The organism is Marinobacter sp. (assembly GCF_048266785.1).
Classification (GTDB): domain Bacteria; phylum Pseudomonadota; class Gammaproteobacteria; order Pseudomonadales; family Oleiphilaceae; genus Marinobacter.
The window spans coordinates 287,061-299,181 of the sequence record NZ_JBLWYX010000004.1 but is presented as its reverse complement, the minus strand read 5'-3'; the positions used below and the strand labels follow the sequence as shown (position 1 = coordinate 299,181).

The 12,121-nt window shown below is 56.1% G+C and carries 12 protein-coding genes; 7 read left to right on the top strand and 5 right to left on the bottom strand.

Translation table 11 applies throughout. The annotated features are described in order from the left end of the window. Window positions 1-7: 7 nt before the first annotated feature. Together rsxA and metG are read right to left on the bottom strand one after the other, a co-directional pair. Entirely contained in the window at window positions 8-589 is a 582-nt protein-coding gene (gene rsxA / locus ACN0V1_RS08850; protein WP_417544685.1) for an electron transport complex subunit RsxA, read from the bottom strand. Between the two features lie 50 nt (window positions 590-639). Next, on the bottom strand, window positions 640-2,673 hold the full coding sequence (metG, locus tag ACN0V1_RS08845) for a methionine--tRNA ligase (RefSeq protein ID WP_417544640.1): 2,034 nt from the start codon (window positions 2,671-2,673) through the stop codon (window positions 640-642). A 139-nt stretch (window positions 2,674-2,812) separates the two neighbouring features. Between metG and apbC the strand changes: the two genes are divergently transcribed. The 4 genes from apbC to ACN0V1_RS08825 all read left to right on the top strand — a co-directional run bounded on the left by apbC (window position 2,813) and on the right by ACN0V1_RS08825 (window position 6,719). Further along, window positions 2,813-3,913 (top strand): iron-sulfur cluster carrier protein ApbC, encoded by a 1,101-nt coding sequence (gene apbC / locus ACN0V1_RS08840; protein WP_417544639.1) that lies wholly within the window; start codon window positions 2,813-2,815, stop codon window positions 3,911-3,913. 336 nt (window positions 3,914-4,249) lie between these two features. Continuing rightward, a complete protein-coding gene (gene dcd, locus ACN0V1_RS08835; RefSeq protein ID WP_417544638.1) occupies window positions 4,250-4,816 on the top strand; it encodes a dCTP deaminase in 567 nt (188 codons plus the stop codon). After that, window positions 4,813-5,412 (top strand): YjaG family protein, encoded by a 600-nt coding sequence (locus tag ACN0V1_RS08830; RefSeq protein WP_417544637.1) that lies wholly within the window; start codon window positions 4,813-4,815, stop codon window positions 5,410-5,412. The genes dcd and ACN0V1_RS08830 overlap by 4 nt, the downstream gene beginning before the upstream one ends. A 29-nt stretch (window positions 5,413-5,441) precedes the next feature. Then, window positions 5,442-6,719 carry a valine--pyruvate transaminase gene (locus tag ACN0V1_RS08825; RefSeq protein WP_417544636.1) on the top strand — a complete coding sequence of 426 codons (1,278 nt, stop codon included), beginning with the start codon at window positions 5,442-5,444 and terminating at the stop codon, window positions 6,717-6,719. Here the strand turns inward: ACN0V1_RS08825 and ACN0V1_RS08820 are convergent. The 3 genes from ACN0V1_RS08820 to purM form a co-directional block, all read right to left on the bottom strand. Next, the gene (locus ACN0V1_RS08820; protein WP_417544635.1) at window positions 6,716-7,465 is read right to left on the bottom strand and encodes a DUF3108 domain-containing protein; all 750 of its coding nucleotides are present in this window, start codon (window positions 7,463-7,465) and stop codon (window positions 6,716-6,718) included. The two genes, ACN0V1_RS08825 and ACN0V1_RS08820, sit on opposite strands and share 4 nt — an antisense overlap. Before the next feature lie 84 nt (window positions 7,466-7,549). Next, entirely contained in the window at window positions 7,550-8,212 is a 663-nt protein-coding gene (purN, locus tag ACN0V1_RS08815; RefSeq protein WP_417544634.1) for a phosphoribosylglycinamide formyltransferase, read from the bottom strand. Beyond that, complete coding sequence (gene purM, locus ACN0V1_RS08810; protein ID WP_417544633.1) at window positions 8,209-9,273, bottom strand: phosphoribosylformylglycinamidine cyclo-ligase; 1,065 nt, start codon at window positions 9,271-9,273, stop codon at window positions 8,209-8,211. Before purM ends, purN begins: the two co-directional genes overlap by 4 nt. Before the next feature lie 211 nt (window positions 9,274-9,484). On the opposite strand from purM, the gene ACN0V1_RS08805 reads away from it, so the two are divergent. The 3 genes from ACN0V1_RS08805 to hda are packed head-to-tail and all read left to right on the top strand — an operon-like array spanning window position 9,485 to window position 12,084. After that, window positions 9,485-10,804: a DUF2066 domain-containing protein gene (locus ACN0V1_RS08805; RefSeq protein ID WP_417544632.1), complete on the top strand. Its 1,320-nt coding sequence runs from the start codon at window positions 9,485-9,487 to the stop codon at window positions 10,802-10,804. A 24-nt stretch (window positions 10,805-10,828) separates the two neighbouring features. Continuing rightward, complete coding sequence (locus ACN0V1_RS08800; protein ID WP_417544631.1) at window positions 10,829-11,389, top strand: CDP-alcohol phosphatidyltransferase family protein; 561 nt, start codon at window positions 10,829-10,831, stop codon at window positions 11,387-11,389. After that, the gene (hda, locus tag ACN0V1_RS08795; protein WP_417544630.1) at window positions 11,386-12,084 is read left to right on the top strand and encodes a DnaA regulatory inactivator Hda; all 699 of its coding nucleotides are present in this window, start codon (window positions 11,386-11,388) and stop codon (window positions 12,082-12,084) included. The genes ACN0V1_RS08800 and hda overlap by 4 nt, the downstream gene beginning before the upstream one ends. Window positions 12,085-12,121 lie beyond the last annotated feature (37 nt).

Sequence of the window (12,121 nt, the reverse complement as noted above, 5' to 3'; positions counted from 1 at the left end):
GTCTCCGTTAAACGCTGACCAGGCCGGTAAAGCCCAGAAACGCCAGTGACATCAACCCTGCGGTGACCATGCCAATGGCCGCACCCCGGAAGGACAGGGGGACATCGGCCACGGCAATGCGTTCGCGCATTGCGGCGAACAGCACCAACACCAGCGAAAAGCCAGCGGCAGCGCCAAAACCGTAGAGTACTGATTCAACGAAGTTGTTGTTTTTATTCAGGTTAAGAAGTGCCACGCCAAGCACGGCGCAGTTGGTGGTAATCAGGGGCAGAAAGATTCCCAATACGCGATAGAGCAGGGGGCTGGTTTTACGCACCACCATCTCTGTGAACTGAACCACCACCGCAATAACCAGAATGAAGGTGATGGTTTTCAGAAAGGCCAGGTTCAGAGGCGCCAGCAGGTAGGTGTAGGCAAGATAACTGCACACCGATGACAGGGTCAGCACAAAGGTTGTAGCCAGGGACATACCCATGGCGGTTTCCAGCTTGCCAGAAACCCCCATGAAGGGGCACAGGCCAAGAAACTGAACCAACACGAAGTTATTCACCAGGATGGTGCTGACCAATATCAGCAAGTAGTCTGTCATCATTGCGTCGTCATCATTTCGCCATCGGGGCGCCTTGCCTCAATCTTTGTTTACATCACCCGCATGCCGGGGGTTGCGCCTGAATCCGGAGACAGGATAAAGATATCCTTGCCCCCCGGGCCAGCCGCCAGAACCATGCCTTCAGACATGCCGAACTTCATTTTTCTTGGCTTGAGGTTGGCGACCATAACGGTAAGGCGGCCCTCAAGATCCTCAGGATTGTAGGCAGACTTGATACCAGCAAACACGTTGCGTTCGCCATGCCCCAGGTCAAGCGTCAGGCGAAGAAGCTTGTCTGCCCCTTCCACATGCTCGGCTTTGATTATTTTAACGACTCGAAGATCCACTTTCGCGAAATCATCAAATTCTATTTCACTCGCAATCGCTTCCGGGTTTACGGGTTCTGCTGGTTTGCCGATTGCAGCCGGCATTTCCTCTTTGGACGCATCCAGCATTTTTTCGATCTGCGCCATGTCCACCCGGCTCATCAAAGGCGTGAACTTGTTGATGCTGTGGTTCTCCAGCCGCTCACTGCGGTTGTTCCAATCCAGCTTCGCGTTCAGGAAGTCTTCGGACGCCTTGGCCGTCTCCGGCAATACCGGGGCGAGGTACGTCATCAGCAGATGGAACATGTTCAGGGCATTGGTACAGATGGCCTGCAGCTTTTCGTCCTGACCTTCCTGCTTGGCAATCACCCAAGGCTGCTCATCGTTTACGTACTGATTGGCGATGTCAGCCAGTTCCATGATGCGGCGCATGGCTCGGCCAAATTCCCGAGCCTCGTAGAAGGATTCGAGCTCCTGGCCGGCATCAATGAACTCTTTCAGCTTGTCGTGCTCGGTCACTTCGCCAAGCTTTCCGTCAAAACGCTTGGTAATGAAACCGGCACTGCGGCTGGCGATGTTGACCACCTTGCCAACCAGGTCCGAATTCACCCTGGCGGCAAAATCGTCCAGATTAAGATCCATGTCGTCCACGCTACCGGTAAGCTTTGCAGCGAAGTAATAGCGCAGGTATTCCGGGTTCAGGTGGTCAAGATAGGTGCGGGCCATAATGAAAGTGCCCCGGGACTTGGACATCTTCTTGCCATTGACTGTCACAAATCCGTGCGCCCAGACCGCTGTTGGCGTACGGAAGCCGGCGTCGTATAGCATTGCCGGCCAGAACAGGGCGTGGAAGTTGATGATGTCCTTGCCGATAAAGTGATAAACCTCGGCGGTGGAATCTACCTTCCAGAAATGTTCAAAATCGATGTTTTCCCGGTTACACAGGTTTTTGAAGCTTGCGAGGTAACCAATCGGAGCATCCAGCCACACATAGAAAAACTTGCCGGGCGCATCCGGGATTTCAAAACCGAAATAGGGCGCGTCGCGGCTGATATCCCACTCCTGAAGACCGGCATCGAGCCACTCAGCCAGTTTGTTGGCTACTTGTGGCTGCAACGCCCCGCTGCGCGTCCACTGGGTCAGGAAGTCGGTAAACTCCGGCAGTTTGAAGAAGTAGTGCTCCGACTCCTTCTCAATGGGCGTGGCGCCAGAAACAGCAGAGCGCGGGTTGATCAGCTCGGCCGGCGTGTAGGTTGCGCCGCAGGCCTCGCAGTTGTCGCCATACTGATCATCGGTTTTACACTTTGGGCAGGTGCCTTTGATAAACCGGTCCGCGAGAAACATGTTCTTCTCAGGATCAAACGACTGGGTGATCATGCGGGTCGCGATGTTGCCGTTGTTCTGCAACTGACGGTAGATGTATTCGGAAAAATACCGATTCTCTTCAGAATGGGTGGTGTAATAGTTATCAAAGCGGATGTGAAAGCCGCTGAAATCCTGCTGGTGCTCCTCACGGATCCGGTCGATCAACTGCTCGGGCGTTATACCCTCGCGCTCGGCCCGAAGCATGATGGCCGTGCCGTGGGCGTCATCCGCGCAAACGTAGTAGCAAATGTGGCCTCGCATGTTCTGATAGCGCACCCAGATATCGGTCTGAATGTATTCCAGCAGATGACCCAGGTGAATGGGGCCATTGGCGTAGGGCAGGGCGCTGGTAACCAGAATATCGCGCTGTTGCTTTGAACTCGCTTGCGTCATGGTGTTGTCCGAACCTTTCATCAGATAAGGGTTGTATGGTCAGAAACGGGCCCAGATGATACCTTTTGAGCAGATAATTTTCACCCGAAACACCTGTTTTCATGCTGAAAACCCGCATGATCTTATTACGGAGAGCCAGATGACACAGATTTCAGAGCAGGCCTTGCAGGCGGCGGTTCGTGAATACCGAGACCCGTACCTGGAAAAGGATCTTTACGACGTGGGCGCCGTAAAGTCACTGGTGGCTGACGAAGCAGGCAAAGTGACGCTGATGGTAGAGCTGCCATACCCGTCAAAAGGCATCGCGGGCGGCCTGAAACAACTGGTTGCCAACGCGCTTGAAAACGTCGATGGCGTCGAAATCGCCGACGTTCATGTGGCCCAGAAAATCCACTCCTACAAAGTCCAGAAAGACCTGCCGTCCGTTCCCGGCGTCAAAAACATCATAGCCGTTGCCTCCGGCAAAGGCGGCGTCGGCAAATCCACCACCGCCGTTAACCTTGCCTTGGCACTGCAAGCTGAAGGTGCACGCGTCGGCATCCTCGATGCCGACATCTACGGCCCCAGCATCGGCATGATGCTCGGGGTGCCCGAAAACAAGCGCCCGGGCGTGCGGGAAGAAAAATACTTCCTGCCCATGGAAGCCCACGGCCTCCAGGCCATGTCCATGGCCTTCGTGACCACCGACAAAACCCCCATGGTCTGGCGCGGCCCCATGGTCAGCGGCGCCGTCATGCAGCTTTTGCAGCAAACCCTGTGGGATGAACTCGACTACCTCATCGTCGACATGCCCCCAGGCACCGGTGACATCCAGCTCACCCTGGCCCAGAAAGTCCCGGTCACCGGCGCAGTCATCGTCACAACCCCCCAGGACATTGCCTTACTTGACGGTAAACGCGGCATAGAAATGTTCCGCAAAGTCGAAATCCCGGTGCTTGGCGTTGTGGAAAACATGAGCGTACACATCTGCAGCAACTGCGGCCATGAAGAGCACCTCTTCGGCGAAGGCGGCGGTGAACGCATTGCCGATGAATACGAAACAACTCTGCTTGGCCAACTGCCCTTGCATATGACCATCCGCGAACAGACCGACAGCGGCCAGCCTACTGTTGTTGCAGAGCCAGACTCCGAAGTAGCCCGCCGTTACCGCGATATCGCCCGCCGGGTTGGGGCAGAGCTTTCGACCCGTGAGCGTAACCTTAGTGGCTCTATCTCAAGCGTGTCGGTTAAGTCGCACTAAGCATTCACACGCCTCCCGTGGCGGATTGCACTCAGGTTTGCTCGCGGGCACAGCAGGCACCAATAAAAGTAGTGTGGCAGACAACTCATAGACCCGATCGCGGGCGCAGGAAAGGCGCTCCAAAAATGTCGTAGGCCAAGGAGGGCCGGAGACAAGCGCACATGGATGTGCTCGTAGCGGTTTTTGGAGCGCCTTTCCTGTGATCGCAGCCACCGAACATTCTGCCCCTGCAGCCCCAAGTCTAAAAGACTTCAGGCCGCACAGCGAAGCTTCGACAGAACCCAACCGAACAGGTAAACTACGCCCCAATTTTCCCACTGCACACGAGACTTCGCCATGAGCATCAAAGCCGACAAGTGGATTCGCCGGATGTCAGAACAGCACCGCATGATCGAACCCTTCGAAAGTGGTCAGGTTCGTGAAACTGAAAAAGGCCGGATCATCTCCTATGGCACTTCCAGTTACGGCTACGACGTACGTTGCAGCAACGAATTCAAAATCTTCACCAACGTACACTCCGTCACCGTCGACCCCAAAAACTTCGACGAAAAAAGCTTCGTGGACTTCACCGGCGACGTCTGCATCATCCCACCGAACTCCTTTGCCCTTGCGCGCACCGTAGAATACTTTCGCATCCCCCGCAGTGTACTCACCATCTGCCTGGGCAAATCCACCTACGCACGCTGCGGCATCATCGTAAACGTCACCCCGCTGGAACCCGAGTGGGAAGGCCATGTAACCCTGGAGTTTTCCAACACCACCAACCTCCCGGCGAAAATCTACGCTCATGAAGGCATTGCCCAGATGCTTTTCTTCGAATCTGACGAAATCTGCGAAACCAGCTACAAAGATCGCGGCGGTAAATATTTTGGCCAGACCGGCGTGACCCTCCCACGAACATGAACGCCAACCAGTTTCTCAAAGCTGTTTCGCAGCTGCAGGGATGGCGTGAATGCGCCTTCCTGCTGGCGCTTGCCGAGCGCTCATTTCCCAATTATGCCCTGTTCGCCGAAGCGGTAGGGCTGAAGACCGGCGGCAAAATGCACCAGATTCTGGACCTTGCCTGGGGCACGCTACAGGAAGACGCAACAGAAACCGCTATTCCGCAACTGCTGGCAAAACTGGAAGCTTTGTCCCCGGACGTGGAAGCTTACGACGCCTATGGTGTATGCCCGGCTTTCGATTTTTGCCAATTGCTCGAGCAGGCACTGCTTAACCGCCTGAACCCCTCAAAACACCGGGCCACAGACGCTTCGCAACTGGCAACTGGCACTGTGATGAGTTTTATCGAACTGTCCGAAGGCGAGGACCTGGAAGAAGACGAGCTGGTGCGCTTGCTGGATTCTCACCCCCTGATGAAAGAAGACAAAACCTTCCAGCGCGACCTCGTACTGACCCTCAAGCGCCAGCGCACGCCACTGGAAAAATTCATCACAGACATTCGGGAAGACGCAGCAAACGAAGGCGTCAGCAATCTTGGCATCTCGCTGGGAGATTGAAGCTTCATTGATCAGATGGATATAACCCCATGAAACTTTCTACTTTTGGTCGTAAGTTTACCGCTGACGCAGGTATAACCTCGTTAATGGATGACCTGGGAAATGCCATGGCGTCTGGCGACGACATGATCATGATGGGAGGCGGCAACCCGGGGCACATTCCTGAGATACAGAAGCGGGTACAGGAAATTCTCGGAGACATGAGCCGGAGTGAAAGCGACGTCCGCCGGCTGGTCGGTATTTACGATCCGCCCCAGGGCGAAAAACAGTTTATTGCCTCGCTTGCAGACCTGCTTAGCCGTGAATACGGCTGGGATCTGAAGCCTGAAAATATCGCGCTCACCAATGGCAGTCAGGCTGCCTTCTTCATGTTATTCAACATGTTCGGCGGCGATTACGGTGAAGGCCAGCGTAAGCACATATTGCTGCCACTGGCGCCTGAGTATATCGGTTATGCGGATGCCGGCATCGAGCCGGGTCTGTTTCACGCCGTGCAGCCCGATATTTCATTCACCGACGCCCACGAATTCAAATACCGTGTGGATTTTGATGCAGTAGAGGTAACCGGGGAAACGGGCGCCATCTGCGTGTCCCGGCCAACCAACCCAACCGGGAACGTGGTTACTGACGAAGAGATGGCCCGGCTTGAAGATATGGCGCGCCAGCATGATGTGCCGCTGATCGTCGACGGAGCCTACGGTACGCCTTTCCCGAGCCTGCTGTTTGTAGATGCCAAGCCCACCTGGAACGAACAGATTATTCTGTGCCTGAGCCTGTCCAAGCTTGGCTTGCCGGCCGCCCGCACAGGCATCGTGATTGCCGCCGGGCCGGTGATCAAGGCGTTGTCTGGCATCAATGCCATCATGAACCTGGCGACAGGCAGTTTTGGTGCCATGCTCGCCGAGCCGCTGGTGCGTTCAGGAGAGATCCTGTCCTTGAGTCGGGATGTGGTCTGTCCGTTTTACAAGAGAAAGATGGAGCGCGCAGTGACGGCGTTCCGCGAGGCGATGGGCGAGGACAGTTGCCGCTGGTATGTGCACAAGCCAGAAGGCGCAATGTTCCTGTGGTTGTGGTTCCCGGATTTGCCCATTACGAGCCTGGAGCTCTACCAGCGACTAAAAGCCCGCGGGGTACTTGTGGTGTCTGGCCATTATTTCTTCCCGGGATTACCGGAAGATGACTGGCAACATCGCCATGAGTGCCTACGGGTGACCTATTCCCAGGATGATGAACGGGTGGCCCAGGGGTTGCGTATTATTGCGGACGAGGTCAAGGCCGTGTGGGCCGAGGCAGGCCGGGAGGTTTAATCTCCCAGGTCTACAGCCTTGAGGGATAGCTGGTAGCGGCTGCCGTCAGGCTCAACCTGAAGCAGGCGCACCAGCAGATATTGATTGTCCGGATCAAACCACATCAAGGTTTGTCGCCTGGAGCTTTCGCGGATTTTCTCGGCTTTCAGATAGGACGCCTGGTCACCGGAATTATTGGCGTCGCCGCTGACGACGGCAAAGCGCTCGCTATCAATATTGCCGCGATCCAGAACCTGATACTCCATCTCCCGCTTGCCGTTGCGGATGTCCTGGTGCAGCTGGATCTGAAAGCCAAGGGGGTCGAGGACGCCTTCCTCCAGCTTTACCCGAAAGGGCGTTCCCCGGTATTCCCCGCTAGCAACGCCAGCCTTCCAGTCAAAATCGATTGACTGCTTTCTGTCCTTGATCAGAAACCCCGACAGACGATAGCGGTACCTGAGCGGAATCACCCGGCCATTCTCCCATTTCAGAATCAGGGATTCGTCAATGTTGGCCATGAAAGAGTTGACGTCGGTGCGATACAGCCAAATATCGTTGCCTTGGGACGTGAGAATACGCTTGGCGCTGCCATTGAGCGACAACCCCTTTTCCATGGCTGCGTCGTAGCTTACTTCAAAGGGAAACAAACCGGGATTGGATTCAGCGTTTGCGGTGGCGCCCAGGAGCAAGGCGAGCAGGGCCAGCATAGGCGTCAGAGCACTTCGGGCTCTTGTCAGTGGTGCTTTGAACGTTCTGGCTGAATACATCTGGTTGACCTCGAAGCTCTCATGAATGTTGAAAGTTTAGCGGGTCAGCAGCCGTCGCGTGGTGACGGTCTGTTAAGGAGCGTTTCAATTGTCCGGGAGGCGCATGGGCGCTTCGACAACCTGGCCGTCAAACAGTACGTGATCACCGCCGAGCTGAATCCGGCCTTCACAGAACCAGCGCACTACAATCGGGTACAGCAGGTGCTCTTTTTTCTGAACCTTTTCGGCGAGAGTCTCGGCGGTGTCCTCCGGTGTCACTGCCACCTCGGCTTGGGCTATCACTGGCCCGCCGTCGAGTTCTTCTGTCACGAAGTGTATGGACACTCCGTGGGTGTGATCGCCGGCATCGAGCGCTCGCTGGTGAGTGTTCAGACCCGTATATCGCGGCAGTAGCGAAGGATGAATGTTTATCAGTTTGCCGCGAAACGCACGAACGAAATCGGTTGTCAGAATTCGCATGAAGCCGGCAAGGACGATGAGATCCGGGTTGTGGCGGAGGATATGCGCCATAAGCGCAGCATCGAACTCGTCCCGGGAGCTGAAATCCCTATGATTAACCACAAAGGTCTCAATGTTTGCCTGGGCGGCCCGCTCAAGTGCGAAGGCTTTGGGCTGATTGCAGCCCAAAGCCATGATCTGGCCAGGGAAATCCCGTTCCCGGCTGGCGTCGATAAGGGCCTGAAAATTGGTTCCACTGCCGGAGGCCAGCACCAGAATTCTGGGCAGAGTCGGTTGGTCCGCTTTCATTCTGAAAGAAGCCCCGGGGCGTAACGCACCACTGCATCTTTCTCAGTATCTTCCGCAAGTTCCACCAGACCCACCTGCCAAGCCTTCTCGCCCAGAGCTTTCAGAGTATCCAGGGCCAGATCTTTCTGGTTTTCCGGCACGCAGACAATCATGCCGATGCCGCAGTTAAATGTACGATACATTTCTTCGCTGGCCACACCGCCAGCTTCCTTGAGCCACTGAAACACAGGGGGTAGCTCCCAGCTTGTGGTGTCGATGGCCGCAACCATACCCTTGGGCAGAACCCTGGGAATATTCTCTGGCAAGCCGCCGCCAGTGATGTGAGAAAGCGCGCGTACATCCACTTCACGAATCAGTTTTAGCAGATTTTTGACGTAAATCCGGGTCGGTGCCATCAGGGCGAGCGCCAACGTGGTATCACCGACCGGCTGATTGAGGTCGGCTTTGCTGACTTCAAGAATCTTCCGGATCAGTGAGTAGCCGTTAGAGTGCGGGCCTGAGGATTCGATGGCCAGCAGCGCATCGCCCGCTCGCACCTTGCTGCCATCAATGATTTCGCTGCGCTCCGCCACGCCCACGCAAAAACCTGCGAGGTCATAATCGTTGCCTTCGTACATGCCGGGCATTTCTGCGGTTTCGCCGCCCACCAGCGCACAACCGGCCTGTTCGCAGCCTTGGCCAATGCCTGCGACTACGTTTGCGGCTATATCGACATTGAGTTTGCCAGTAGCGTAGTAATCGAGGAAGAACAGGGGTTCGGCACCACCCACGATAAGATCGTTGACACACATGGCCACGAGATCAATGCCGATGCTGTCATGTTTGCCCAGCTGCATCGCCAGTCTCAGCTTGGTGCCGACGCCATCGGTGCCTGATATCAGAACCGGTTCTTTGTACCCGGCTGGGATCGCTACCATGGCACCGAAACCGCCAAGTCCTCCCAGAACCTCGGGCCGCCGGGTGCGTGCGGCGGTCTCCTTGATACGGTTGACAAGTTCGTTGCCGGCATCAATGTCTACGCCTGCGTCGCGGTAGGTCAGGGAAGGCTTCTTTTCGCTCATGGTGTTCTTAACCGTTGGCCAGTGGGTCAGGCGGCGGATTTTAGCAGGTGCGGTGTAGGGCTCCAAGTGCAATTGCCGCGAGCGCTCCCGGATTCCTGCAGCCAAGCGTCTCTGGGCGGTCAAGATTGCATTTCGGAAATCCGGGTCGGCTACTCAGGTTAAGGGGCATGGTGTATCCTATGCGCCATTCATGCAGATTGCAGGGTGTTTCATGTCAGTACCATACCAGACCTCGGTTTTCAGGCCTTTGCCAGCTTTATGGCTTGCCGCTGTTTTTGCACTCGTGCTGGCCATGGTGCCCGCTCCGGCGGCTGCCGTGACGGTATCCGGGCTTTATTCCGTTGAAGTGCCAGTGGCCGGCTCCGGGCCGAACGACTTGGCTCAAGGATACGCAGACGGTTTGGCCCGGGTATTCGTAAGGATTTCGGGCACCCGGGAGGTGCTCGCGCTGGACGGAGTGCAGGCGCTGCTCGCAAACGCGGAATCGTTGCTACTGTCCTACCAGGTACTTCGTGGGGCGAACGGCGACAGCCGCCTGAGCATGGCATTCGGCGCTGTGGGTGTGAACCGGGCTTTGGCCTCCGTTGATGCGCCGGTATGGGGTGCGAATCGCCCTCTGACCCTGGCGTGGGTAGCGGTAGAAGATCGCGGTGTTCGCGCGTTGGTTACAGGTAATAGTCGCGGTCAGGCTGATGAAGGTGAGAGTGGGGTCTGGTCTTCGGCCTTTGCCCGCGCTGCCCGGGAACGGGGGCTTCCGGTAGCGCTGCCACCCACAGAGTTCAGTGGAAACAGAGAGTTGCTGTCGGATATCTGGGGGCAGTTCACGGGGCGTGTGCGTAAAGCGTCTGAAGGAGTAGAGCACGACGTTCTTGCTCTGGTGCGAGTGAATCGCTCCGGCGGCCAGTGGCGTGCAGGCTGGGTGTTTGAAGGCGCAAAACTCAACAGCAGTGAAGAATCGGTCAGTGCCGATACCCGTGAAGCTCTGGCGAAAGCGCTGGTGAATCGCTGGGCGGAACTGTATGCAAATCGTTATGCGGTTGCGGCCGGTGATATTGGAGATTTGCCGCGGGTTGATATTGTGCTGCGAGGTGTAGCGTCGGTTGCGGATTATGGAAAAGCCAGCCAGGTACTTGAGGGCCTGACTCCGGTTGTAAGTGTGGGCGCGTCCCGGGTTAAAGGCGAGCAATTAACATTGAGAGTTGCATTTTCCGGCGAGCTCGACCAACTCAAAGAGTATATTGCGCTGGATTCGCGTTTTGTTCCCGTTGAGGGCGAGCCGGAAAATACGCGGCCAACCCGTTCGAAAGCACCGGCTGCCCCGGCGGAGCCCGTTCAGGCGCAGGCTGTCGGAAATCAACCGGCGACCGCTCCGGAAGGCGAGACAAGCGCCGGTTCGTCCGATCAGTCTACGTTTACCTACCAGCCATCTCCGGTGGATGAAGACGAGGCGGAGCAGGCGTTTGAATCCCTTTATCAGCTTCTCTATTACCGCTGGCAGCCTACGCCGGTTATTGTGAAAGATGGCGGGTAGTAAGCTGCCGTCGGAGGCAGGTCTGTGAATTCGCACGCCTGGCGCTGGATTCCCAACGCCTTGACGTGCGTTCGTATTTTGTTGATTGTCCCTTTCGCCAGTGCTTTGATGGTGCAGGAATATCGCTATGCACTGATGATTTTTGCTATCGCGTCAGTTACCGACGGGCTTGATGGTTTCCTCGCACGACGCTTCAACTGGCGTTCACGGTTTGGCGCCGTGGCGGACCCTCTAGCCGATAAAGCGCTGCTGATTACAGCGTACCTGATGCTTACGTACACCTCAGTGTTTCCCTTATGGCTTTTTGCTTTGGTGCTCGGGCGAGATCTTCTTATTGTTGGGGGAGCTCTTGTTTACCATTACTGTATCGGTCGTTTTGATATGGAGCCCAGCATGCCCGGCAAGTTAAATACCCTGGTTCAGATTTGTGTGGTTCTGGGTACTATTATCATCCTGGCCGGTCTGCCGGTGCAGCCGATGTGGCTGAACGTGGGAGTCTGGCTGGTTGCGGTATCGGCAGTTGTCAGCGGTGCCCACTATATTGTGATCTGGAGCGCGCGGGCATGGAGGGCTCGGGAGTCATGAGTCCGTCTCAATTGGTTCTTGGCGTCCGGCTTCGGGACGATGCACGTTTCGATAATTTTCATGGTGATCGCAACCGGGAAGCTGCATTACGCCTATTGTCGGTTTTCAGGCAACCCGCCGGGCTGCCAGTGGTGGTGGTGTGTGGTGATTCTGATACTGGCAAAAGCCATCTGCTTCAGGCCGCTTGCCACCATGCGGAGGCCGAGGGGAAAACGGCCGTGTGTCTGAGTATTGCCGAGTTGGAGCCTTTCGGGCCGGAAGCACTGGCGGGGCTCGACTCCATGGAGGTTGTTGCGCTTGATGATCTGGACCGGATTACCGGAAGGGCGGATTGGGAAGAGGCGGTTTTCCACCTGTATAATCGATTGCACGATGCCGGCCATATGTTGGTGGTAAGTCTCTCGGAGGTTCCGGGCACTCTGCCTTTTCTTTTGCCTGACCTGGTTTCCCGGTTACATCATGGGTTTACGGTTCAGCTTGGCAGATACCGTGACGATGACCGATTGAAAATTCTTATGGCTCGCGCCGAACAGCGAGGGCTGACAATGACGGATGATGTTGCAGGCTTTATCATGCGTCGCGCACCGAGGCGTCTTGGCGAGTTATTGGGTATTCTCGATGTCCTTGATGAAAATTCGTTGCAGGCTCAGCGCCGCCTCACCATTCCGTTTGTGAAAACGGTGATGCAGTGGTAGCTGGCCCAACACACAGATCCCGCATTCAAACGATAAA